Here is a 25,313-nt window from a genome sequence, read left to right as displayed (position 1 = left end):
CTTATAGACTTATAGATCTTTCAATCGACACTCAGATCTTCGCTAAGCCTTTTTGATCGATCCTAATCATTGTTATTTTCTTGAAAGAAGCGGGAGAAATATCTCAAGTTAAGCTAAAAGATTATATTTTTATATAAAATATAGATGCCAGTTGTGTGATGCTCTTTGATGTTGATGATATTAATAATTCTGAATTAACATTTAATAAAAACTTAAATAAAATCCTAATAAAATTTTTAATAAATATTTATTAAACTTCTATTGAAGTGCTAAGAGATCACTCGGCTCTATTTAGAGATTTTTAGAAATGTTGATCCTTACTCTCTCTATTTTCATCATCTTTCAGTATTGACTAATCTTTTAGGCTCTATCTGGTCGATAAGTCCGCTTCAATCAATCACTCCTCTTCTTCTTTTCTGTTTCCATATCCTTAAGTACAACATAGCAAAGCGAGATAGCGTTTCCCAAATTATAAAATTACTTTTTTCGCTTTTTTAACTACTATAGAAACAAAAAAATCTCTCAAAAGTTAGTATAAATGCCACTCTTGAGAGATTTGTTTTTTTATATCTATTTTTAAAGAAAGCGATAACTTTTTACAAAAAAGTTTATGAATGTATAAATAATTATCAAATCTATTGATTTTATAAAAAGAGTTGATCTATTTGAAACGCGATGACTCTTACCCATTTTGCCGATATTCCCAATTCATCTTAAAATAGATTCTCTTTTTCTCCGAAATTCATTTTAGATTGAGCATGAATAATCAACAAAGAACGCATTTAATCGTAGGTTAATTCAATAATCTTTTTATTTAATCAATAATAAAAAAGTATTGAAATCGCTAAAAAAGCAACTTATAAGCGCACTTTTCTCTAAAACTGAAAGTTAGCTAAACGCTGAGTTGCGATCTCTTCCCATCGAGTATCTGCTTTTCCGTAATTCGCATAAGGGTGGATAGAGATTCCGCCTCTTGGGGTAAATTCTCCCCGTACCTCAATATAGAGCGGATCCATCAGCTCAATTAGATCATCCATAATGATATTGACACAATCTTCATGAAAGGAGCCGTGATTACGGAAGCTAAAGAGATAGAGTTTTAAAGATTTGCTCTCTACCATCTCGATGGTGGGGACATATGAGATATAGATGGTGGCAAAATCCGGTTGATTGGTCATCGGGCAGAGCGTGGTAAACTCAGGACAATGAAAGTTTACAAAGTATTCCCGACCGGGATGGGCATTCTTAAAGGTCTCTAAAATAGTGGGAGTATACTCAGTCGGGTAGACTGTTGCTTGATTTCCCAATAATGTTAAGTTTTCTAACTGCTCTTTTTTATCCGTCATTCTTTTCTCCTAGTTTTTTCATGTGGGATGGTTGCGAACCACAATAAATTGCAAAGGATAGATCATAACACTCTCCTTTTAAAAGAGAAATCATTAAGCCCCTTCCTTCTCTAAATTCCAGCTTAAAATATCATTTTCACCTTCGCACCTCCTCAAAATAGCGCCTTTTTTATCCGTTCGAGTGAGATCTTGCTATAATATTTCCCGTTTTAATCTCCCCACTCCTACTCATTCAGAAAGGATCTTTTATGCAACAACAGACACAGGTACCGATTATCGAAAAAGGTGATCGGAAGACATTACTCGCCTCAACATTAGGCTATGCGATGGATGGCCTCGATATTATGATTCTCGCCTTTGCGATGATTCTTATCAAAGCAGAATTTGGATTAACAGATGCCGAAGGTGGCATGATTCAGACCATCACCTTAATCGGAACGGTGATTGGTGGTATCTTTTTTGGAATGCTAGCAGATAAGTATGGTCGCGTTCGTGTCTTTAACTGGACAATTCTGCTCTTCTCTCTCTTTACCGGTTTAGCGGCTATCTCAACAAGTGCTGAGATGTTTACCCTCTTTCGCTTTATTGCTGGCCTAGGATTAGGAGGTGAATTTGGAATCGGGATGACCTTAGTAGCAGAGACCTGGCCGGCACATAAACGTTCACGCGCAACGGCGGTTGTTGCGATCGGATTCCAAGTGGGGATCGTCTTAGCGGCATTAGTGAGCCTACTCTCCCCCTATATCGGCTGGCATGGAATGTTCCTTATTGGTGCTTTACCGGCACTTTTAGTCTGGTGGACGCGCCGAAATCTAAATGAACCGGAGATTTGGTTACAAATTAAGCGGGAAAATCGTAATAAGATCTCCATTAAGCCACTCTTTAAGGATTCACGGACAACACTAACGACAATCGGTCTTATTATTGCCACTAGCGTTCAAAACTTTGGCTTTCATGGGATTATGATCTGGATGCCGATGATGCTCGCAAAAGAGCATAACTTTACACTCTCTGGTACCTTCTTCTGGACAATTATCACAACAATCGGGATGGTTATCGGTACACTTACCTTTGGGGCAACTTCTGACAAGATTGGTCGACGTCCAACCTATATCTTCTTCCTCTTAGTGAGTGCGGCTTTTGTCTGGATCTACTTCCAACAATCAAACTACTATGTTCTTCTCTTTCTTGGCGCAGTTTTAGGGTTCTTTGTTAATGGCATGATGGGGGGGTATGGAGCGCTTCTCTCTGAACACTATCCAACAGAAGCTCGCTCTTCAGCGCAAAATATTATCTTCAACCTAGGTCGTGGTATTGCCGGCTTTGCACCGGTCATTATCGGTACATTAGCAATGAAACATGATATTAGCTATGCATTGAGCCTTATTTCAGGGGTTTATCTTCTTTCGGCGCTCTCCTTTATCTTCTTAATTCCCGAGACAAAAGGAAAGATTCTCGATTAGATTTCTCTTTTACAATCTCAATCAACAAAAGATCTATCCAATGGTAGATCTTTTTTATTTCAACCCACAAGAAAGTTTTTCGAACCACAGGAACTCACTATTTTTGTTCTCATTACCACGGCATCCGTGTAAATCAGCACACTTAGTTCCTAAGTAATCGCTAAGATCATGAGACTTGCGGGAACGCAATTATTAGGAGAGTGAAGGGGCAGAACCCGGCAACATTCAGCCTCTTTTTCTCAATAACTCTCTATCACTCTAGATATCAAAAGTAGATATCAAAAGATCATTTTTAAGAATTATCGCTGGATCTGTTACCAATTGTAGAGGGATCCCATCCCAACCTTGTCAACAGAGTTATCCACAGCTTATCCAAAGGCGCGGTGATTGTTACAGGTTGACCACTTTTAGGATGATCTAAGGTCACACGATAAGCATGTAACAGAAGTCGATCAACATCATAATGCTCTCTAAAGAGCCTATTATGCCGTAAGTCACCATAAGTAGTATCTCCCACAATCGGGTGTGAAAAATGATTCATGTGTCGCCGTAATTGATGTTTTCTTCCGGTCGTCGGCGATAATGAGAGCAGAGAGTAACGAGAGGTTGGGTATTTCCCTGTGGATAACTCTATCTCACATTGAGCAAGCGGTTGATAAAAAGTGACAGCCTCTTGATCTTCAATCTCCCCACGGTCTCGATCGGCAATCTTATCTCGAATAAAAGAGAGGGGGGAATCGATCACGCCCGTCTGCTCAACATATCCACGAACAAGCGCAAGATACTCCTTTTGCACTGAGTGCGCCATAAATTGCTCTCCTAAAGAACGCGCACTCGCTTGATCAAAAGCAAAACAGAGAACTCCGGACGTTGGCCGATCTAAGCGATGAACCGGATAGAGGTAGGCTCCCACTTGATCTCGCAAATGCTGCAATACAATCGTTGTAACTTTAGGATCAAGCAGAGAGCGATGAACAAACCAACCACTTGGCTTATTAATCGCAATTAAAAAGTCATCTTGATAGAGGATCTCTAATGGGGTCTCTGCACTCTTTTCCGGCAGTAGCACTCGATGACCCGCTTGCTGACCAAATTTAGGTTGATCCATTATGATTCAATCCCCTCACCACGGCGCTGAGTAATATCGCTATTGAGCCCTTTGCCCCCGCGCTTGCCATCTGCACCATAGGTCATAATTTGATAATTTTGCTCTGAAGCTTCGTAAAGATAGGAGGCGCCCCAAGGATCAAACAAGATCTCTTCCCGAAGATAAGGGCCGTTCCAACGATCATCTTGTGAAGAATAAAGAAGGATCGATAACCCCTCTTCCGTTGTAGGATAGCGATAAAAATCATCTCGAAATACCGCCAAAGCGCCCTCTATTGAGCGTAAGTTTTGCTTAACCTTAACACGCTTCGATTCATCATTTATTTCCAAAATGTTTTGTGAAAACATAATGATTAAAATCGCCCCAATGACCGTTAATATCATCAACTCAACAAGCGAAAATCCCTGTTTATAGACCGTTTTAAATGTATGTTTAAACATCTTAAGAGACCTCGCTAAAATCTACTTGGTAACTTGAGAAAAGAGTTCAAAGTAGGTCGGGAAAGTCTTATCAACACATTGCGGATCTAAAATTGTGATCGGCGCTTTAAGCGAAAGCAGTGAAAAACACATAGCGATACGATGATCATCATAGGTCTCTATCTCTATATTGGGCGTAATCGTCTCCTGTGGATAGATCACTAAATAATCCTCACCCTCTTCTACCTTGACCCCCACTTTTGTCAATTCTGTCGCCATCGCCGCAATTCGATCGGTCTCCTTCACACGCCAGCTACCGATATTGCGTAATATGGTCTTACCTTTGGCAAAAACGGCCAAAATTGCCAAAGTCATCGCTGCATCAGGAATGTGGTTACAATCAAGATCAATTCCTCTTAAAGAGCCTTTTTGAGGCCTTGAGACAAAGATCTCATTCTCTCCCCATTTAACCTCTGCCCCCATCGCAATAAGCGCATCGACAAAACGGATATCTCCCTGAATCGATGCAGTTCCGACCCCTTTAACCGTTAATGGTCCCGCTAATGCCCCTAAAGCTAAAAAGTAAGAAGCACTTGAGGCATCGCTCTCAACAAAGAATGTTCCCGGCGTTACAAAGGTTCCATCGGCAGGAATCATAAATGATTGGTAGTGATGATGATTAATCTCAATCCCAAATTGGCGTAACAGCGTTAGGGTGATCTCAATATAGGGTTTTGAGATTAAAACCCCCTCAATATCGATGGTGATCTCCCTTTTTAAGAGCGGTAATGCGATTAGTAGTGCCGTTAAGTATTGACTTGAAACATCCCCTTTAATGGAGATTCTCTCGGCTGTAAAGTTTCCCTTACCGATCTTCAGTGGAGGATATCCCTCATTTTCAAGGTATTCAACATTCCCTCCTAATGCACGCAAGGCATCGACAAGATCTTTGATCGGTCGCTCATGCATTCTTGGAATTCCCGTTAATTCATACTCCCCTTGATTGAGTGCTACAGCGGCAGTTAATGAGCGAAAAGCGGTTCCGGCATTACCTAAAAAGAGTGTCGCGCACTTATTGGGAAATCCACTATTGCTTCCTCTTACCTCAAAGATACGCGCAACCGGATCCTTCTCAACAATATCGACTCCTAGAGTACTTAATGCTTCCAACATTCTCTCAGTATCATCACTTTCTAGAAGATTGATAATGGTTGTCATCCCCTCTGTTAATGCGGCTAAAAGTAAAATTCGATTTGAGATACTTTTCGAGCCAGGAATGGTGACCGAACCAGCAGCTGCGCTTATTTGAGGTAAATTCAGTTTCATCATTGTAGCTAAATCCAATTACAGAGAAAATTACAGAGAAGATGGGTAAATTAAGGATCGATCTCTCTTAAAAAAATACCGATCAGCAGTCATAAGTCGTGAATAATCAATATCTTCATCAATATTTTAGAGAGTCTTACATAGGTAAGACGCAATTGACTAGAGTAATGATCTTACCACATCAGTGCAACTCTATTCTTTTTTGATCAGATCGTTTAAGAAGACTTAAAAAATCTAAAAAATCTGGAAAGTCTCGAAAGACTAAAAAAGCTGAAAAAAATAAAAGGTTAAAAAATAAAAAAAGAGCTAGTTTTCAACTAACTCTTTCTATCGATTAAGACTCATTTGAATCAATAGAGCTCTATTGCCCTTTCTCAGGGGCATCCCCATAAACATCATAATCGAAATATTTTGCTTCAACCGCTTTATAAGAGCCATCTTCACGAGTTGTTTGAATCGCTTTATTGAAACGCTCTAAAAGTTCAGTATCTGATTTACGAAGACCGACACCAACACCTTCTCCTAACCACTCTTCATCAAAAAAGGCAGGTCCTATAAATTCAATTTTTCCTGCATAATCTTCTTTCAGATAACCGATATCTAACGGTACAACATCAGCAAAGACTAGATCTATTCGTCCTGTTTCAAGATCCATCATTGCTTCATCTAAACTACGATAACTGCGAACATCTGCGGATCTACGATATTTATCATTCATATAGATCTCATGGATTGTACCACTTTGAACACCGATCTTTTTCCCTTTTAAACCTTCATCGGTAATGTCGATACTCTTACCTACGGGAATGACGAATCTTGCAGGTGTTTGGTAATACTTGTTACTAAAGTTAATCGCCTTTTTACGAGTATCTGTAATTGACATTGACGCTAAGATCGCATCGATACGTTTAGTGTTTAAAGAAGGGATTAAAGCATCAAAGTCCACTTGAACAATGTCACATTTCTGTTCCATCTTTTCGCAAAATAATTTTGCTAGATCAGGTTCAAATCCTTCAATTGTCTGATTTTCAGAGATGTAACTAAAAGGAGGGTAAGAGCCTTCGATCCCTATTTTAATGACATCTTGAGCCATTACTTGCGTAGCAAATAGTAGGGAACTACTAATAATTAATTTTTTTAACATAGCAAACCTCTAATGAATGATCGATCAATACTCTTGTCTATAATTCTTATATTCATCTCTTTAAAGAATAAAAGATAATGATGAGTCGACAGAGTTATCCACAATTTACCGCCTTTGTTGAGGAATAATCAAGTATTAGCCCCCTTTTTTTCTGTGTATATCTCTCATCATAAATAGTGGGATGAGTTCGGGGATAAATCGGGAGCTTTTTTATCACGAAGTTATCCACAGGTTTCTACCGCTTTTTTGCGGATAATTATCCTAAAGTGATATTTTTATGCTTTCTATCACTTTAAAAAGGGGGAGTAAGTGGCCAATAAGTCTTTCTCTACATTAAAAAGGAAAAAACCGCTAATAGCTGAATATTAGCGGTTTTTAGATAGCATCTTCAATTACGCTGCCTATCTTTTATCTTTCATTTGATCCTGTATTAGTTACGTTTGATCGCTTTTCCTAAGATCAATCCAACGACAAGAGCTACAATCGCTGGAACCATCCAACCCATACCACTCTCCTGGTACGGTAGATAATTGAGGAGTGATGTGATAGATGCTTTAAATCCAGAATCATCAAGATACCCCAAAATAACTGAAATCGCGCTGATAACAAGCGTGACATAGATCGGCAGTTGGAACGCAAGATTAGGCATTCCTTTTAAGAGGCGATCGATAAAGATTAAGACAATTAGAACAATTGTGATGGGGTAGATAATCAGAAGAATCGGAACGGCCCCCATAATGATCGAGCTTAATCCTTGGCTTGCAAGAATAAAGCTGATGAGGGTAAAAATAACCGCATAGACACGATAGGAGATCTTGTTATAGATCTCATTGAAGTAACTACTAACAGCAACAATAAGGCCAATAGCGGTTGTTAAACATGCCAGTGTCACAATCAGACTTAAGAGAAAACGTCCTGCTTCGCCATATGTTAAACGTGCAACCCCAGTTAAGATCGAGGTTCCCATATTACCACCTGCCGCTTCCGCTTCAGTTAAAGGATAGTTATTTCCCATCCATGCAAGGGAGATATAGACCAGACCTAAACCTACACCCGCAATAATGGCGGCAATGGAAGCTTGTTTAAAGATCGATGCTTGTGATGTTAATCCTGTCGCTTTTACTGCATTAAGAACAATAATGGAGAATGCTACAGCCGCAATGGTATCCATTGTTTGGTAGCCTTCGGAGAATCCAACAAAGAAAGGGGCTTTTTCAAATTGCGCTGATACCTCTGTAATAGGGGTATTGAGATCAAAAAAAGATTTGATAATCAAAAGCACAATAGTGATTAAAAGTAGTGGCGTTAAGATTTGACCAACACGATCCACCAACTTTGTAGGATTGAGTGCGAGATAGAAGGTTAAACCAAAATAGATAACGGAGAAGATAATTTTTGATGAAAAGGTCTCAATCCCGCCATCTAAGAAGGGAAGGACCGCCATCTCATAAGAGACCATTGCAGTTCTTGGAATTGCGAAGAAAGGACCAATGGTAAGATAGATCACTACCATAAAGATCAGCGCAAAGAGTGGGCTGATACGTCTTGCCTCTGAACGAAATCCCTCATTAGAAAAAGATCCGGCAATAATACCGACAAGTGGTAGTCCTACTCCGGTCACAATAAAACCGAGAATGGCTGGAAGAAAGTTAGTACCACTCAATTGCCCTACTGTCGGGGGAAATATCAAGTTACCCGCGCCAAAAAAAAGCGCAAATAACATAAATCCTATAAATAAAGTTCTTTTAGACATACAAATTAATCTCTAGAAAATGCAATTCAACTAGCGCTTTTGCGTGAGTTGATTAATTACAGATAGTTACTCCTATAACAATTTTGATGTCTTTTAGAGTAATTCCTCAGATTTTTTTAGTTGTTAAAGCCATCTGAACCCAAGCGCTCTTCGAAATAATAAATTATTGGTGTCCTTTTATTATTATCATCTCTTTTATAAAGATTGATGATGATGAGCAGCCATAGTTATCCACAGTTTTTGATAAAAAGCAGTGAATAACTCATCTTAAGCCTAATTTTAGCTGTTGAAAAGTAGTTGTATAAATATCTGGATCACTTTGTCGATAAAAAAAGAAAAAGTTATCCACGAGTTATCCACATTTTTGTGGATAACTTTATACTAAGGTTTATCCCCAGTATATGTGGATAACTAATTAAGTTATTGATTATAGAGATAAAATTTTCTTGAGAAGCTGTTGAAGAGCATTGTTTCGGTGGGAAATTTGATTTTTTAGTGTTGCCGGTAGAAGACCAAAGGTCGATTTTTTTTCGGGATAGAAGAAGAGAGGGTCATAGCCAAAACCTTCATTACCTTCAATTTTTTCTGTAATAAAACCATGGACTTCCCCTTCAGCAATGAGTGGAACGGGATCATCGGCGCTGCGAAGGAGCACAAGAACCGCTTTAAAGTAGGCGGCGCGTTCTACGCCTGAAAGATGGCGCATCTTGGTCAGTAGTTTGAGGTTATTATCATGATCATTGCCTGACTCGCTATAACGAGCAGAGTAGATTCCAGGTTCTCCGTTGAGTGCCGGGACAACAAGCCCTGAGTCATCCGCTAATGTTGGCAACCCACTCTTTTTCGCGGCATCGCGCGCTTTAATCAATGCATTTTCGATAAAAGTGAGTCCATTCTCTTCTGGTTCAGAGTCAATATTGAGATCTTGTAGAGAGAGAACTTCTATCTCAAGTGGTGCAAAAAGCGCCTTAAATTCCTTAATTTTTCCTTGGTTGTTGGATGCGATTAAAATTTTTTGTAATGGTTGTCCCATAGGGAACCCTCCTTAATTAGTGTGGATAGGACATAAAAAGAGTATTTCAAAAAGAGCATTTGAAAAAGTGTGCTTAATACAGTGGGTTAATCGATCAAATCAATGGGTCAATGGATCAATCGGTAAGATGATTAAAAAATAAAAAAATAAAAAAATAAAAAGATTAAATAGATCAAAAAAACCGATAGAAGTATCTTATTGATCGGTATCGAATTTCTTTATCTTGATTTATTCATCTTGATATTTTGAAGAGGAGAATCGGCGATGGGGATAATATCGAAGCGATCCTCTAAATGGTTGAGATGATTTGAGAGCGCACCATGCATCGATGTACTTAAGGAGGGATTTATCTCTAAAAGGGGGACTAAAACAAAGGCGCGTTGATGCATAAAAGGATGGGGGATGGTTAAATCGGGGTGATCAATCGTCTCATCATTGTAGAGAAGAAGATCGATATCGAGCGTTCTCGGCCCCCAATGAATGGTTCTTTCTCTTTGATGTAGCGCTTCAATTCCTTGCGTTATTTTAAGTAATTGTAGTGGGGATAGGGTTGTCCCAATCTTGAGTGCCGCATTGATAAAATTAGGCTGTTTTGGACCGATTGGTGGAGTTTCATAGAGTGATGAAGCTGCTAAGAGGGTTATTTGTGAACTATTTTGGATCTCATTAATTGCTGTTTTAACCTGCAAAAGGGGATTATTGAGGTTAGAACCGAGCGAGAGATATACGATATTCATACTGTCTTTTAAACCTGTTTTAAAAATAATTAAAATATATATCTTGCATTTAGAGGAATTTACGCTTAATGTTAGAACCTGTCTACAAATAAAAAGTTTGAGACAGTATTCTATTTTTAAATATGATCGTTGGTCATATAAGTTTTATTTTTGAGGTTTTTTATGCGTATTGGAACTGTTAAATGGTTCAATGAATCCAAGGGATTCGGTTTTATCACTCCTGATGATGGTGGTGCAGATGTATTTGTACACTTCTCTACAATCCAAGGGGATGGCTTTCGTACTTTAGCGGAAGGTCAAAAAGTTGAATTTGAAGCAAAAGAGAGTGATCGTGGTCTTCAAACAACAGTTTGTAAACCTGCTTAATTCTATTTAAGTAATGAGAGTCGGAGTTTAGTTGTTCCATTGAATTGTTAGTTAGCATTGCATTAATTAGTAACCTCTAGAACAGACAAAAACCGGACATAAAAAAGCCTCTAAGCTATTTAGAGGCTTTTTCATTTTTGTCATACTTTAATTTTATCTCGCCTCATCTCATCTTATCTCATCAGATTTGATCTGATCTGACCTTATCGATTTCTTTCCCTACACTACTTCTAATGCTTTAGAGGGTTCTATGGGGGTTAAAATGGTTGGTTTAGCGCTTTACCATCTTTCCCTATGCCCCTTATGCATTATTGTGTTGATAGGGTGATAGATGAGTCATATTAGCAACATTAGCTATATTCGCGATTATCGAAGATGAGGCTAGAAAGGTAAAGAGATGGTCGACGATAAGAATAAAAATAGAGCTGAAAAAAGTGTACAAAAAAAGAGACTAACAGGAGAAGTGTTAATCTCTTTTTTATATGCTCTAAATAGAGCGAAAGCTTGATGTAAGATTACATATTAGAGATCATTACATCGCCAAATTCGCTCGTGGAGACTTGTGTTGCATCTTTCATCATGTTGGCAAAGTCCGCAGTCACTTTCTTCGAGGAGATTGCGCCATTGAGTGCTTTAATGACAAGATCAGCAGCTTCAGTCCAACCGAGATGACGAAGCATCATCTCTGCCGATAAGATGAGTGAACCTGGGTTAACAATATTTTTACCTGCAATATCAGGTGCTGTTCCATGAGTTGCTTCAAAGATCGCAATAGAGTCAGAAAGGTTCGCTCCTGGCGCAATACCGATTCCCCCTACCTGTGCCGCAAGAGCATCTGAGATATAGTCACCATTGAGGTTTAAGGTCGCGACAACGCTATATTTTTCAGGTTCGAAGAGAATTCTCTGTAAGAAGGCATCTGCAATACTATCTTTGATCGTGATTATATTGCCTGTTTTAGGGTTCTTAAACTCACACCAAGGACCATTACCAATCAATGTTGCACCAAACTCTTCACGCGCAAGCTCATAACCCCAATCACGGAAGCCACCTTCTGTGAACTTCATGATATTACCTTTATGAACTAAGGTTACATTGGGTTTATCATTATCGATAGCATATTGAATCGCTTTACGTACAAGACGCTTGGTTCCCTCTTCTGATACTGGTTTAATACCGATACCTGAAGTCTCTGGGAAGCGAATTTTATTAACATGCATCTCATTTTGTAAGAAGTCGATCACCTTTTTCGCTTCTGCTGAACCTGCTTCCCACTCAATTCCTGCGTAGATATCTTCAGAGTTTTCACGGAAGATCACCATATCGACCTTTTCAGGTTCTTTAACAGGTGAAGGAACGCCTTGGAAATATTGTACCGGGCGCATACAGAGATAGAGGTCGAGTGTTTGACGCATTGTTACATTCAGTGAGCGAATTCCACCACCTACCGGTGTTGTTAAAGGACCTTTGATAGAGACAATAAACTCTTTAAGAGCTTCTAAAGTCTCTTGAGGTAACCACTCATCTTTGCCATAAACTTTTGTCGATTTTTCCCCTGCAAAAACTTCCATCCAAGAGATTTTTCGTGCGCCATTATAAGCCTTCTCAACAGCAGCATCGATCACTTTTTGCATTACCGGTGTGATCTCTGCACCTACTTCATCACCTTCAATAAAAGGGATAATTGGTTGATTCGGCACATTAAGCGAGAAATCTTTGTTAAGGGTGATTTTTTCGCCCTCAGGAACTTTAATATGTTGATAACTCATAAAACCTCCAAAATAAATAAAAATTAAACGAAATTGAATCTCAATAGAAAATTAACTCTGTGAGATGATGCGCTTAGGTCCAATCGATGTTGGAGTGTTAGGCGCACCGATCCCTAAAAATTGGTTATCGTCACTATAAAGGCGATATAAGTTATGATCGAGTTTACCCTCAATGCGTATCCTTTGTCCATGGAGAATACGTCTTGCCTCCTCTTGGGTGAAGATTAATGAGGGGAGATCCGTTACGGCACTATCGGCAGGTAGGAGAAGGGCATCTAATGATTCATAAGGGTTTTCTCCCTCTAAGAGTGCTTCTAGCTCTTCTAAAGAGATAAGCTTCTCAAGACCGTAAGGTTCTATTGTTATACGACGTAACATAGTTAAATGGCCGAGAGTTCCTAATTCTTTGGCGATATCTTCTGCTAAAACGCGAACATAAGTTCCTTTTGAGCAGGTAACGGTTGCCGTAAAGCTCTCTGGCGTTAAGTGATCGAGGGTTAATTTTGAGATGGTAATTTTGCGAGGTTTTCTTTCAACTTCAATTCCCTCTCGTGCGAGCTCATAGAGCCGCTTTCCTTGGTGATGGAGTGCTGAAACCATGGGTGGTATTTGCATAATCTCTCCAATAAATTGGGAGAAGATAGCGGTAAGCCTCTCTTCAGTGAGATTAGGAGGAATCGCTTCAGTTGCAATAATGTCACCTTCAGCATCGCCTGTGTTGCTCTTTTCACCGAGCTTGCAGGTAAATTGATACTGTTTTGAGTTATCGAGCAGAATGCCGGCGAACTTAGTGGCTTCCCCAAAGCAGATGGGGAGCATTCCTGTTGCCATCGGATCGAGCGTACCACTATGACCTGCTTTATCAGCATTGTAGAGGCGCTTTACCCGTTGGAGTGCTTGATTACTGGTTAAACCTTTCGGTTTATCTAAAAGCAAAATGCCGTCAAGTTGACGGCGTTTATCTTTAATCTTCTGAATCATCTCTGCGGCTCTCTTTAGCTTTCATCTCATCGGTACGAATAGCTTCTGTAATAAGAGATGTAATCGCATTACTCTTTTCGAGAAGATCATCATAGATAAAATGGAAACGAGGAATCGTTCTTATACGAAGAATTTTTCCCAATTGACGACGAAATTCAGGACCATATTCATGGAGCAGGGAGATCATCTCTTGACGCTCCTCATCGGGTCCTAAATAGGTAATGTAGACTTTCGCTTGAGAGAAATCTCTTACTGTATCGACCTGAGTTACAGAGATCATTAACGCCCGTGAGTCGTTAACATCTTTACGTATGAGCAGTGAGAGCTCCTGACGGAGCTGCTCATTGATACGTTTTAAACGGGAATTTTTGCTATCCATTTTATAACTTTCGCTCTACTTCCACTGTTTCAAAAACTTCAATTTGGTCGCCGGTGCGAACATCATTATAGTTTTTCACTCCGATACCACACTCAATGCCTGCGCGAACTTCATTAACGTCATCTTTAAAGCGACGTAATGATTCGAGTTCACCTTCATAGATCACAATATTATCACGAAGAACGCGAATTGGATTATTTCGTTTGATAATCCCTTCTGTCACCATACAACCAGCGATCGCTCCAATTTTTGGAGACTTAAATACATCACGAACTTCGGCAATACCGATAATCTCTTCTTTAAATTGTGGTGCAAGTTTACCAATTAGGGCTTTCTTCACCTCATCAATCACATCATAGATAACGCTATAGTAGTAGAGTGATAAACCTTCATCTTCAATAATTTTACGTGCTGTATTATCCGCTCGGACGTTAAATCCAACGACTAAAGCATCGGAAGAGACAGCAAGGTTTGCATCAGATTCTGTAATTCCACCTACACCGCTTGCAATAACTTTAACTGTTACCTCATCATTTGAGAGCTCTTCAAGAGCATTGACAAGTGCTTCAACAGAACCTTGAACATCCGCTTTAAGAACGATATTGAGTTGTTTATTCTCTTCTGATCCCATTGAGCTAAAGAGATTTTCAAGTTTCGACTTATGTTGTCTTGCTAATTTAACTTCGCGATATTTTCCTTGACGGAAGAGGGCGATCTCACGTGCTTTACGCTCATCTGGAACGACCATCACCTCATCACCGGCATTTGGAACACCAGATAGACCAATCACTTCAACAGGAATAGAAGGAGAAGCACTCTCGACTTGCTGTCCATTCTCATCGATGAGCGCTCTTACGCGTCCATACTCATAACCGGCAAGGAGAATATCTCCCTTTTTAAGACAGCCTGATTGAACGAGGACAGAGGCAACAGGACCACGACCACGATCGAGTTTAGATTCAATCACAGAACCTCTCGCCGGACCTTCTGCGATTGCTGTTAATTCTAAAACTTCAGCTTGAACTAAGATCTGATCGAGAAGATGATCAATCCCTTCTCCTGTTTTTGAGGAGACAAATGCAAAGAGGTTATCGCCTCCCCACTCTTCGGGAACGATCTCATATTGTGTCAATTCAGACATAATACGATCTTTATCAGCAGTCGGTTTATCCACTTTAGTCACTGCAACAATAACAGGCGTATCTGATGCTTTAGCATGCTGAATACCCTCAATTGTTTGTGGCATGATGCCATCATCTGCTGCGATAACAAGAACAACGATATCTGTTACTTTCGCTCCACGAGCTCGCATTGCCGCAAAGGCGCTATGGCCTGGAGTATCGAGGAAAGTGATAACACCTTTATCGGTCTTAACATGATAAGCACCAATATGTTGCGTAATACCCCCTGCTTCACCGCTTGCAACATGCTCTTTACGGATATAGTCAAGGAGGGATGTTTTACCATGGTCAACATGTCCCATGATGGTCACAACAGGAGGACGAGGTTTAATAAGATCGACATCACCTTGCTCGATAGAGGCGATTAACTCCTCTTCTAGTGGATTTTCACTTACAAATTTGTAAGTGTGACCCATTTCTTCCACAATAATTGCGGCTGTTTCACGGTCGAGAAGTTGGTTGATTGTTACCATTGAACCTAAGTTCATCAAGGCTTTGATCACTTCTGCCGCTTTTACCGACATCTTATGCGCAAGATCAGCAACGCTAATGGTTTCGCCTAATTCCACCTCAATCTGTTTTGTTGCGGTAGGAAGTTGGAAACCATGCTGCTGTTGAGGTTGGTTGCGTCTTGTTTGGCGACGATTACGTTTATTCTCTCGTTTTAAAGAGATCTCAGTACGATCATCATCGTCATTACGGCTGCGACGTTTAGATCCTACTTTACGTGTCTTCTTATTATCTACTTTATCGCTATCTAACTTCGCTGAGCGTTTAACAGGTTTTGCTAAAATCTCCTCAACTTCTTTCTCAATAAGATCTTCAATCGGTGCTGGCTCTTCAACCTTCACTTCCTCTTCTTGAGTTTGGAATTGGATCTCAACTTTAGAAACTGGTTTTTCAGAAGCTGAAGCCATACGGTTAAGACGCGCAATCTCTTCTTGCTGCGCTTTTTCCCGCTGCTCTTTTTTAGCTCTCTCAGCTTCTCTTTTCTCTTCTAATTCTCTCTCTGCGCGCTCTTTTGCTGCATTTTGACGTTCGAGCTGATGTTGTTCAGCCTCTTGTCTTTTTGCTTCTTGATCCGCTTTTCGTTTCGCTTCCATCTCAGCCTTATCAGCGGTTGTTGAATCTTCAACAACTTTTTGTGTTTCGTTTTTAGATTTAATTTCTGTTGTGTCTACCGGAAGTACTTCAGGCTTTGTTGCTTGTTCAGCTACATTTTCCACTTTTTTAGTAGCCTCATCAACTGCAGCTGAAGTAATGTTTTCTTCAGGTAATACAGCATTATTAGCATTTTTTTGCTTCACATAAGTACGACGACGACGAACCTCAACAGGAACAGTTCTTGCACGACCTGGTGCAGTTTCAACTTTTAGTTCTGTATGGGTTTTTCGTTTAATCGTAATTTTTGAAGGGCTTTTTGTTTTATCTATTTCACTCATTCTCAATCTTCCAAGTAGACACTCTATGTCTATTTTAAAATGTTTAACTATTCATATTATTCAAACCAACTCTGTCTTGCTGCCATAATATATTTGCTTGCATCGTCCTCATCGATACCGGTTAATTCACATAACTCATCTGTTGATAACTCAGCTAAGTCATCGAGCGTGCGGACGCCATTTTTTGCAAGAGCGATCGCAAGTAACTCATTATCTTCAAGTACGGCAATGAGTTCTGGGGTTGGTGCTGACTCCCCTAAGTTTTGAAGAAGTTCTTTTTTATTCTTGAGTGCTTCAAGAGCGGCATCACGAAGCGCTTCAACGATCTCTTCATCGAATTCTTCAATCTCAAGCATCTCTAATACCGGTACGTAGGCAACTTCTTCAATCGTTGAGAAACCTTCACGCATTAAGATTTCTGCAACCTCATCATCGACATTGAGCGCTTCCATAAAGAGATCTAAGATACGTTCAGATTCTTTCTCATATTTCTGCTGGGCTTCTTCATTACCCATCACATTTAACTCCCAACCGGTAAGTTTTGAGGCTAAACGAACGTTTTGACCACCTCGACCAATTGCTTGAGAGAGCTTATCTTGACTAACGGCAATATCCATCATGTGACGATCTTCATCAACCACAACAGACATAACCTCAGCAGGGGACATTGCATTGATGACAAATTGTACGGGGTTTTCATCCCATAACACGATATCAACACGCTCTCCTGCTAATTCTTTAGTGATATTTTGTACGCGAGAACCTCTCATTCCCACACAAGCACCGACAGGATCGATTCTTTGATCATGCGTCTTTACCGCAATTTTAGCACGGCTGCCGGGATCACGACTAGCTGCAATAATTTCGATAGAGCCTTGATTGATCTCAGGGACTTCAATCTCAAAGAGCGCTTTGATCAGATCATCGCTTCTTCGTGAGAGAATAATTTGTGGGCCACGAGGATTATCCATGCTGATCTCTTCTAAAACCGCACGAACTTGGTTTCCAATACGTAGAGATTCTCTAGGAATCATATTCTCTTTTGGCAAAAATGCCTCATCATTATCCCCGATATCAACATAGAAGTTGCCACGGTCAACGCGCTTAATGGTGCCGCGAATTAATTCACCGATACGATTTTCATAGCGGCGCGCCATCTGCATTCTTTCAGCTTCACGGATTTTTTGGAAGATGATCTGTTTTGCCGTTTGTGCACCGATACGTGCGAAGGGGATATTATCAATCTCCTCTTCAATAAAGTCACCGATCGCAATCTCTGGATCATCAATCTGTGCCGCTGAAAGCGTAATTTGACGAGTAGGAACTTGCTCTTCTTGTGGCAAGTGATCATCAACCACCATCCAACGACGGAAAGTACGGTATGAACCATCGGTTCTATCAATTTCGATACGAAGATCGACATCAATGGTATAAGTTCTGCGTGCAGCTGCTGCAAGGGCGTGTTCTAATGCGGTAAAAATCTCATCGCGAGAGATGCCTTTTTCATTAGAGACGGTTTCTGCAACGAGCATGATTTCTTTATTATTCATTTGAGAACTCTCTTTAAAATTTAAAAATCGATCACAAGTTGTGCTCGGTCAATGTTGGATAAAGGAACTGATATCGGTTCATCTGAGAATTGATCATTCTCTAATTTGATGACGACGCTTAAATCACTCTCTGTTACAGCGACAACTTTCCCTTGAAAGCGACGACGATTATCGATTGCTGAACGCAACTGGAAAGCAATTAATTGATTTTGGTAGGCTGCAAACTGCTCCGGCGTAAAGAAGTAACGATCTAATCCTGGTGATGAGACCTCTAAGGTATAGGCCATTGTGATAGGGTCATGCACATCTAGAAGACCGGCGACTTGATTGCTAACAATTTCACAATCTTCAATGCCAATGCCATCCTCTTTATCGATATAGATGCGCAAAATAGCATTTTTTGAATTTGGGTGAAATTCAATTCCCCATAGTTGATACCCTAACGCCTCAATAGAAGGAGATAAGAGTTCTGAGAGATTATAAGGATCTTTACGCATATAGAGTGATTTCCATAAAAAAATTTAAATATGCAAAAAGCCCGTTTAAAAACGGGCTTTTATTATTATTTGGTTGCGGGGGCCGGATTTGAACCAACGACCTTCGGGTTATGAGCCCGACGAGCTACCAGACTGCTCCACCCCGCGTCAATGAAGAAACTATTATAGATGAACTTTAATAAAAAGCAATACCTTTACTGCTTTTTATTAGCGGTCTTCTCTTTTGATTCGATCGCTTCTCTCTATAGCTGATCTATTCTGACCTATTCATGGCCTATTCAGCGTTCACTTATTAATGGTTGCTGATAATAAGATTTTCGATCAGTCTATTTTTCGTGGATGCTTCTGTTAAAGGATCTTCTTTTTGATATCAATTATAAGGGAGAGGGTGAGAAGGTAAGACTCAGGTGATAAGTTCTTTTTAGAAGGGATTGATCCAAAAAAGGGCTTATTATCTATGTGGAAACCCCTATTATAGTTAAATAATAGAGGGTTAATGCTCAATTAGGGCAGAAGAGTCTAAAAAAAGTGTGTAGAATGTTTCTCATATTTTGAACAATTGATGCGATAGAAAGGGAATTATGCCAGCAGGATTTTTAATGGGCATTGCGATCTGTTTCGAAGTTTTAGGGACAGTCTGCATGAAACTATCAGATGGATTTAATGAGATCTTGCCCTCTCTACTAATGTTATTTTTTTATGGTTTGGGATTTGTCGCTTTTGTTGCATGTATTGCCCGAATACAGATTTCAATCGCTTATGCATTATGGACGGCGATTGGAATGGTCGCTATCTCGGTGATCGATATTCTATTTTTTGATGCACATCTATCGGGAATGAAAATAGTAGCATTTGTCTTGATCGGTTTAGGTGTTGCCGGGCTCTCTCTTGAACCCCAACCTAAAAAGGTGAAGCATGGGTGAAATTTTAAATTTTTTAGGGACTATTAATGCGTGGGTCTTACTTGTATTTGCTATTTTCTGTAGTGCTTTTGCCACAACAAGCTTAAAATTCTTAGGAGGCGGATCGCCGAAGATTGTCTTGCTAGGAGTCATTCTAGGCTATTCACTCTTTCTTTTTATAATTACGTTGGTGATGCAGCGAATCGATATGAGTATTGGTTATGCGGTTTGGGCCGGATTATCCACCGTTCTGATGACGCTATCGGGAGCTCTCTTTTTTAAAGAGCGCTTAAGTATGCAGAAAGTGATTAGCTTAACGCTTGTTGTATTAGGGGTGATTCTATTAAATCTTGCAGATAGCACTTTCTAGCGCGATAGGGAAAGTTAATTGATCCTCTCTAAGAGATAGATATGCTATTTTTTCTACCTCTAACTAGGAATATAAGATATATAGAATATATAGACATATCGATATATTAATCTATATCCGGCTATATTGATCAATCGTTTTTCAAATTTTATAAATAGGAGTTTAGTGAGGAGCATACGAAGAACAAATAATAGTATTCGCGCTTCTTTATTCTTATTAATCCCCCTATTTTATAGGTAATTATTCGATTTTTTACTATTTCTGCTATTAATTGAATATTGCAATGGTATTAATATTCTCTATAATCTCCTCAATTTTGTGATTGAGTTGAAGAATTATAGGTCAAAATAGTGGGGTTGGGAATTTGATGTAATAAATAATTTACATTCTTGGCGTTATAATAGGTCTATAATTGATGTTTAATTTTTAAAAGCTCTTCTTCATTAATCTATAAATTTAAAGAGAGAAAGAGTATTAACTAGCTGGTTTGAGGTAAAAGGGATGCTAAAAAAGATTAAAGTTGCATGTGGGAACTGTAGTTTACAGCAGCTCTGTCTTCCTGTGGGGCTTGAAAATAGTGAGTTTGTGAAGCTCGAGAAGATTGTGCAAAGAGGAAAGCCTTTATCTCGTGGTAAGCATATTTACTATCCGGGCGATCAATTTACATCGCTCTATGCGGTTCGTTCCGGTGCGGTAAAGACCTATAAGGTTGCCAATGATGGTTCAGAATATGTAACGAGCTTCTATCTGCCCGGTGAGATTATCGGTTTAGATGCATTAAGCTCAGGTGTACATGCTTGTGGTGCCAAGACATTAGAGACCACAAGTCTTTGTGAGATACCTTATAGTCAGTTAGATACGATTGCGGTAACGATTCCTAATATCTCAAGACAACTATTGAAGATTATGAGTCATGAGATTAAATGTGATGGGCAGATGATGACAATGATCGGCTCTCAGCCAGCAAAATCACGACTTATTGCACTCTTTCTAAGTCTTTCTGCTCGTTTGAAGCGCCGTGGGTATTCTGAAACAGAGTTCTCTTTAAGTATGTCACGAGCAGATATTGGCAGCTATTTAGGATTAGCGGTAGAAACGGTGAGTCGTCTGCTTAAAAAGCTTCAAGATCAAAATCTAATTGAAGTTAATCATCGTCAAATTAAGCTACTTGATATCGATACATTAAGAGAGATGGTTAATTTAGATATTCAGTAGCTATTCAGTAGATATATTGTGTAAAGTAAGATTAAATCCGGCCAGTGAATGATACTACTGCGATTCCCACCAAAGTAGCTATTCTATAAATAGATATAAAAAGAGCTATCACTCTAATTAAAGGGTGATAGCTCTCTTTTTATCTCTTGAAAAATTCGATAATTTTCACTCAATATTAGATCACTCAATATTGACACTATAAGAGATGCCACTGTGATCACGTTAGCCCTACAGCCTATAGACCTATAGAATGAAGATTATAAAAGTTACTCAACTACGCTAGGTAGATTGAGAAGCTCTGGAAAACTCCCGACAAAGATAATAACTGCCGCAAAGAGTAACGCCAAGATTAAGGCGATATTCCCTCCTCGAATTCTCTTGCCTTGAGGATATTTTTTTCGAGCTTTATAGACTAAAAGGACAGGTAAAATTACGCCGATAAAGGCAAAAATAACACCGGCAAAGGCAAAGGCACTAAGGAAAATTGTAGGGTAGGTAAAGCCGACAATAATAGGTGGAATAAAGGTAATTGCACCGACCATAAGATTACTTTTGCTGAGATTGAAGTGGGCAAGAAGATCTTTAACTGCATTTGAGAGCCCAAGTGAGACGCCAATATAGGAAGTGGTAAGGGCTAAGACAGAAAAGATACGGACAATTTCACTAATGGTTTTACTGCCAGTTGTGATTTCAAAAGCGGTAATTAATCCATTGAGGCTAGGGTCCTTATTGAGGATTGCAACAAGATCTTCCTGTTTGAGGACTCCATGAGTTGCCATCTGCCAAATAATATAGATTAAAAAGATCCCTGTTGATCCTAAAATCGCCGCTAATTTTAATTTTTGATGATCTCCTTGAAGATATTCATTAATGGTTGGCGTGCAGATATGAAAACCAAAGGTCATAAAGAAGATAGGCAGCGCCGAGATTACCAAGAGATTATTGGTAGGGGCATAATGGAGGTTACTGAAGGAAAATTTGCCAAAGAGGAGATAGAGCAGTACAACAAAGCTAATTACTTTAAGGGTAAAGAAGAAGCGATTGGTAATATCGGAGAGTGTGATCCCGATAGTAATAATGGCGCCAAAGAGTAGGGCAAAGAAGAGCGCTGCCATTTTTTGTGCTTTGACAGGATCTAAATTGAGAGATTTTGGAATTAAGTTGAAGAGAAGGTTTCCACTTCCTGTGATGTAGGCGGTTAGCACAGCATACATAAAGAAGAGGAGAATAAAGTTGACAACAAGGCGCCCCGTCATTCCAAAGTATTGTTCCGTAATAGTCGCAATTCCGGCATCGATAGGGCTATATTGATGGACTTCAGCATAGAGTAGGGCGGTATAGGTTAAGAGAATCCATAATGAGAAGAGGAGAATAAAGGTCATGCCAAATCCCATCTGCGCTGAAGTTAGAGGCATGGCTAACATTCCTGCACCTACTGCTGTTCCAGCAATAATTAAGGTGCTGCCAAATAGACGACTTTTCACGTTGTTTGTCCTTTGATGAATAAAAAAAGAGATTGATAGGCATTGAAAGCACTATTTGATCGTATGATGATAGTGGAGAATAAAATAGATGTCTAAGCTCTTTTCGAGATCTATTTGCCATTTTTGATCTTTAATCGATATTGGACAAAAGATCAGCAGATACTCTTCCTACATAAGGATGATGAGTTGGCTTTAAAGTGAGGGGATCGATCTAGTTAAAGGCACTCCTAGAGCCTGATTGTGAAGATGTTACAAAAAGGTTATAACGAGGTTATAGCGAGATTATAGTGAGGACAAGTGAGTGGGTGAGAAGCTGTTAGGAAGAGAAGATTGAGTCGAAGAGAGATAAAAAAAGCGAAAAAATAGGTTTAGGGGGTTGACGCCAATAAAAATAGCTTTATAATACTAACTCTTCTCAGGGTCATTAGCTCAGTGGTAGAGCAGTTGGCTTTTAACCAATTGGTCGAAGGTTCGAATCCCTCATGACCCACCAAATTTACCTGAAGAAAGTGCTTGCAATGAGATCGATAGTTGACAAGCTTACTAAATCGGTTATAATTATTTTCGATTTAGGGTCATTAGCTCAGTGGTAGAGCAGTTGGCTTTTAACCAATTGGTCGAAGGTTCGAATCCCTCATGACCCACCATCTATTAAAACCTCCCATCATTGGGAGGTTTTTTTATATCTTTTTTACCCCCATTTGTAGAGGGTATCTCTAGAAAGGATATTCTAGATTGGTGTTAAATTATTGATCGGTCTATATTGCATATATCATCCTATAGAGGTAGAAGATAGAGGTAAGAGTTCTATTTAAGAAGGTGCAATTAAGGGTTATATAGGAGGGAGAATGGCGCAAAAGTGGCTTGAACACTTTTTCGAGAAGGCATTAGTGCAGCGATCTCGAACAGTTTTAACGCTCAATCTTGATCCCCACGATCAAGATACAATAGAGACTGAGTCAATCATCCATTCTTTTCGCACATATTATCCTAATGCACTCCTTTTTTCTGATGATCCCTTATTACAAACACAATATCAGGCAGAAGCTTTAAAAGCGACTCGCCATTTTTTAGGGGCCACGACAGAAGCTGTTCTGCTCGATATCCGACGAGGATTTCCTCTCGACTACTTTCTTTCAATTGCGGCAACGATAGGCACTAGAGGTGTTTTATTACTATTAGCCACAATGCCATTAGGAGAGCAGGAGAGTCAGCGCTTTCATGATATTGCGATCTCCACACCCTATTTCGATCACTATTTAGCGAGACAGCTGAGCTATTACAGCTATTGTTACCGGCAAGGAAAATTATATACTCCTCAATTTCAGCAAGATGAAGATGCTCTAAAAGAGAAGTTAGTCGCGATAAAGAGAGAAACGGTAGCGCTCTCTAAAAATAAAAAAGAACGCTTAAATCAAGCACAATTTACCGAAGAGCAACGAAGAATCTATAACCATTTTCTAACAGAGGAGAGTGGTGTGTTCACGCTCTTTTCTCCAAGGGGAAGTGGAAAATCAGCTTTAGGTGCGGCATTGATCGCTAGCAATCCTAAGCAATTTATCTTAACGGCCCCTAACCAGTTAGCTATTGAACAGTATCAATCTTTAACGGATTGTCAGTTTCGAGCGCCGGATGCGCTCTTTTTAGGAATTGAAGAGGGGGTCGTTTTAGCGCAGACATTGATTATTGAAGAGGCAGCAAAGATGCCCCTCTCGCACCTTGAGCGTTTAGTGAAACGATTTCGCAAGGTATTGATGATCTCATCAGTGGAAAATTATGAAGGAACAGGACAAGGTTTACGGGAGAAACTCTATGATCTTATCTCCATTAAGAAACAATATAGCCTTAAGGTGATTCATCGTTTTGATAAGAGCGACCCTTTAGCTAGGTTAGTAGGGGCGTTGCGCTTTACTCAAAGTAGTCGGTATGATTTAGATGTCTCCTTACCAGTTCCTACAAAGGAAGCGTTACAAGAAGCATTAGTGATCGAGCTTTATGATGATAGAAATATAGCGCAGTTACGAGAAGATAGTGAGAAATTATTGGCGCTCTATCAGTTGCTAAATCAGACCCATTACCAGACCAATATTCAAGATATAAGACGGCTCTTCGATGCACCTAATCAGCTCTTTGTATTAGCTTTTTATCGATCTAAATTGATTGGTGCAACATGGGGGATCAGGGAAGGGGAGTTACCAACTGCGCTTGCTGAAGCAGTTTTTCGTGGAGAACGGCGCCCGAAGGGCAATTTGGTACCACAAATTTTAGCCGGTCAAAGTTATTTTCCAGAGGCGATGACCGCACGATCTGTACGAATCTCTCGTATCTCCGTTGCCACTCCTTTTCGAAGATTAAGAGTCGGTGAGGAGATGATCTCTGCCATTGAAGCAGAGAGATCGTTAGCACTTGATTTTCTTTCAGTTAGCTTTGGGCTTACCGCAGATCTTTTGGCATTTTGGAAGAGTTTAGGATTTCAGCCAGCTCATTTAGGCTCTCATCTTGATAAGACAACCGGTCTCTACTCATTGGTAGTTCTTAAAAAGATTCAGGATCATCCATGGATTGAAGAGAGTTATCGTAAATTTGCCGCTGATGCGGTTTTAAATATTAAAAAGATGGGAGAACGCCCTGCGATTGCCGAGATCTTAACTCTCTATGTTAACGCAGGTAGTTTTGATGCGCGTGATGTGGCGGTGATTGATGCTTATAGTTATGGTAAGAGAGCAAGATATAGTGTGGAAAATGCACTCTATCGTGCTAAAAAAGAGGGTCTAGCTGATCGATTAGAGTCTGAAGGTGAATGATTGTTAGACATCAGTTGACAGTGGTCTACTTCCTCTCTATAATC

21 protein-coding genes, 3 tRNA genes and 1 riboswitch are annotated in these 25,313 nt (G+C 39.7%); of the genes, 8 read left to right on the top strand and 16 right to left on the bottom strand.

Going from position 1 to position 25,313, the window contains the following annotated elements; genetic code table 11:
* Positions 1–875 precede the first annotated feature (875 nt).
* Positions 876–1,346 carry a preQ(1) synthase gene (gene queF, locus DC077_RS07920; protein WP_109201961.1) on the bottom strand — a complete coding sequence of 157 codons (471 nt, stop codon included), beginning with the start codon at positions 1,344–1,346 and terminating at the stop codon, positions 876–878.
* 3 nt (positions 1,347–1,349) lie between these two features.
* Positions 1,350–1,394: riboswitch (PreQ1 riboswitch) on the bottom strand.
* Positions 1,395–1,594: 200 nt separating this feature from the next.
* On the opposite strand from queF, the gene DC077_RS07915 reads away from it, so the two are divergent.
* The gene (locus DC077_RS07915; protein WP_109201960.1) at positions 1,595–2,809 is read left to right on the top strand and encodes an MFS transporter; all 1,215 of its coding nucleotides are present in this window, start codon (positions 1,595–1,597) and stop codon (positions 2,807–2,809) included.
* Between the two features lie 292 nt (positions 2,810–3,101).
* Here DC077_RS07915 and truC read toward each other — a convergent pair whose 3' ends face one another.
* The 7 genes from truC to folK form a co-directional block, all read right to left on the bottom strand.
* Complete coding sequence (gene truC, locus DC077_RS07910) at positions 3,102–3,917, bottom strand: tRNA pseudouridine(65) synthase TruC (RefSeq protein WP_109201959.1); 816 nt, start codon at positions 3,915–3,917, stop codon at positions 3,102–3,104.
* A complete protein-coding gene (gspG, locus tag DC077_RS07905; RefSeq protein WP_109201958.1) occupies positions 3,917–4,357 on the bottom strand; it encodes a type II secretion system major pseudopilin GspG in 441 nt (146 codons plus the stop codon). Before gspG ends, truC begins: the two co-directional genes overlap by 1 nt.
* Before the next feature lie 21 nt (positions 4,358–4,378).
* A complete protein-coding gene (gene aroA, locus DC077_RS07900) occupies positions 4,379–5,665 on the bottom strand; it encodes a 3-phosphoshikimate 1-carboxyvinyltransferase (protein WP_109201957.1) in 1,287 nt (428 codons plus the stop codon).
* Between the two features lie 358 nt (positions 5,666–6,023).
* Positions 6,024–6,806, bottom strand: a complete 783-nt coding sequence (locus DC077_RS07895; protein WP_109201956.1) for a transporter substrate-binding domain-containing protein — start codon at positions 6,804–6,806, stop codon at positions 6,024–6,026.
* A 430-nt stretch (positions 6,807–7,236) separates the two neighbouring features.
* Positions 7,237–8,559: a branched-chain amino acid transport system II carrier protein gene (gene brnQ, locus DC077_RS07890; protein WP_109201955.1), complete on the bottom strand. Its 1,323-nt coding sequence runs from the start codon at positions 8,557–8,559 to the stop codon at positions 7,237–7,239.
* 427 nt (positions 8,560–8,986) lie between these two features.
* On the bottom strand, positions 8,987–9,592 hold the full coding sequence (rdgB, locus tag DC077_RS07885; protein WP_109201954.1) for an RdgB/HAM1 family non-canonical purine NTP pyrophosphatase: 606 nt from the start codon (positions 9,590–9,592) through the stop codon (positions 8,987–8,989).
* A gap of 218 nt (positions 9,593–9,810) precedes the next feature.
* The gene (folK, locus tag DC077_RS07880; RefSeq protein WP_109201953.1) at positions 9,811–10,329 is read right to left on the bottom strand and encodes a 2-amino-4-hydroxy-6-hydroxymethyldihydropteridine diphosphokinase; all 519 of its coding nucleotides are present in this window, start codon (positions 10,327–10,329) and stop codon (positions 9,811–9,813) included.
* 162 nt (positions 10,330–10,491) lie between these two features.
* Between folK and DC077_RS07875 the strand changes: the two genes are divergently transcribed.
* Positions 10,492–10,695 carry a cold-shock protein gene (locus tag DC077_RS07875; protein ID WP_094568408.1) on the top strand — a complete coding sequence of 68 codons (204 nt, stop codon included), beginning with the start codon at positions 10,492–10,494 and terminating at the stop codon, positions 10,693–10,695.
* Positions 10,696–11,210: 515 nt separating this feature from the next.
* Here DC077_RS07875 and icd read toward each other — a convergent pair.
* From icd to DC077_RS07840, 7 genes are all read right to left on the bottom strand, one after another.
* Positions 11,211–12,464 carry an NADP-dependent isocitrate dehydrogenase gene (gene icd / locus DC077_RS07870; RefSeq protein WP_109201952.1) on the bottom strand — a complete coding sequence of 418 codons (1,254 nt, stop codon included), beginning with the start codon at positions 12,462–12,464 and terminating at the stop codon, positions 11,211–11,213.
* 51 nt (positions 12,465–12,515) lie between these two features.
* Entirely contained in the window at positions 12,516–13,445 is a 930-nt protein-coding gene (gene truB, locus DC077_RS07865; RefSeq protein WP_109201951.1) for a tRNA pseudouridine(55) synthase TruB, read from the bottom strand.
* Entirely contained in the window at positions 13,429–13,824 is a 396-nt protein-coding gene (rbfA, locus tag DC077_RS07860; RefSeq protein ID WP_109201950.1) for a 30S ribosome-binding factor RbfA, read from the bottom strand. Before rbfA ends, truB begins: the two co-directional genes overlap by 17 nt.
* A gap of 1 nt (position 13,825) precedes the next feature.
* The gene (infB, locus tag DC077_RS07855; RefSeq protein ID WP_109201949.1) at positions 13,826–16,447 is read right to left on the bottom strand and encodes a translation initiation factor IF-2; all 2,622 of its coding nucleotides are present in this window, start codon (positions 16,445–16,447) and stop codon (positions 13,826–13,828) included.
* A gap of 56 nt (positions 16,448–16,503) precedes the next feature.
* Positions 16,504–17,997 (bottom strand): transcription termination factor NusA, encoded by a 1,494-nt coding sequence (gene nusA / locus DC077_RS07850; protein WP_109201948.1) that lies wholly within the window; start codon positions 17,995–17,997, stop codon positions 16,504–16,506.
* Between the two features lie 20 nt (positions 17,998–18,017).
* Positions 18,018–18,494 carry a ribosome maturation factor RimP gene (gene rimP, locus DC077_RS07845; protein WP_109201947.1) on the bottom strand — a complete coding sequence of 159 codons (477 nt, stop codon included), beginning with the start codon at positions 18,492–18,494 and terminating at the stop codon, positions 18,018–18,020.
* A 70-nt stretch (positions 18,495–18,564) separates the two neighbouring features.
* Positions 18,565–18,641 (bottom strand) — tRNA-Met (locus tag DC077_RS07840).
* Between the two features lie 434 nt (positions 18,642–19,075).
* Here DC077_RS07840 and DC077_RS07835 point away from each other — a divergent pair.
* The 3 genes from DC077_RS07835 (at position 19,076) to fnr (ending at position 20,981) form a co-directional block, all read left to right on the top strand.
* Positions 19,076–19,417 (top strand): DMT family transporter, encoded by a 342-nt coding sequence (locus tag DC077_RS07835; RefSeq protein ID WP_109201946.1) that lies wholly within the window; start codon positions 19,076–19,078, stop codon positions 19,415–19,417.
* Positions 19,410–19,766, top strand: a complete 357-nt coding sequence (locus DC077_RS07830; RefSeq protein ID WP_109201945.1) for a DMT family transporter — start codon at positions 19,410–19,412, stop codon at positions 19,764–19,766. Before DC077_RS07835 ends, DC077_RS07830 begins: the two co-directional genes overlap by 8 nt.
* Before the next feature lie 501 nt (positions 19,767–20,267).
* Positions 20,268–20,981, top strand: a complete 714-nt coding sequence (gene fnr, locus DC077_RS07825) for a fumarate/nitrate reduction transcriptional regulator Fnr (protein ID WP_094568417.1) — start codon at positions 20,268–20,270, stop codon at positions 20,979–20,981.
* A gap of 266 nt (positions 20,982–21,247) precedes the next feature.
* Here the strand turns inward: fnr and DC077_RS07820 are convergent, their stop codons facing one another.
* The gene (locus DC077_RS07820) at positions 21,248–22,465 is read right to left on the bottom strand and encodes an aromatic amino acid transport family protein (protein ID WP_109201944.1); all 1,218 of its coding nucleotides are present in this window, start codon (positions 22,463–22,465) and stop codon (positions 21,248–21,250) included.
* A 418-nt stretch (positions 22,466–22,883) separates the two neighbouring features.
* On the opposite strand from DC077_RS07820, the gene DC077_RS07815 reads away from it, so the two are divergent.
* The 3 genes from DC077_RS07815 to DC077_RS07805 all read left to right on the top strand — a co-directional run bounded on the left by DC077_RS07815 (position 22,884) and on the right by DC077_RS07805 (position 25,269).
* A tRNA-Lys gene (locus tag DC077_RS07815) sits at positions 22,884–22,958 on the top strand.
* 79 nt (positions 22,959–23,037) lie between these two features.
* A tRNA-Lys gene (locus tag DC077_RS07810) sits at positions 23,038–23,112 on the top strand.
* A gap of 201 nt (positions 23,113–23,313) precedes the next feature.
* Positions 23,314–25,269 carry a tRNA(Met) cytidine acetyltransferase TmcA domain-containing protein gene (locus tag DC077_RS07805; RefSeq protein ID WP_109201943.1) on the top strand — a complete coding sequence of 652 codons (1,956 nt, stop codon included), beginning with the start codon at positions 23,314–23,316 and terminating at the stop codon, positions 25,267–25,269.
* Positions 25,270–25,313 lie beyond the last annotated feature (44 nt).

It is taken from the genome of Ignatzschineria cameli, assembly GCF_003121895.1.
Taxonomy (GTDB): Bacteria; Pseudomonadota; Gammaproteobacteria; order Cardiobacteriales; family Wohlfahrtiimonadaceae; genus Ignatzschineria; species Ignatzschineria cameli.
This window is presented reverse-complemented; position numbering and strand designations above follow the sequence as displayed.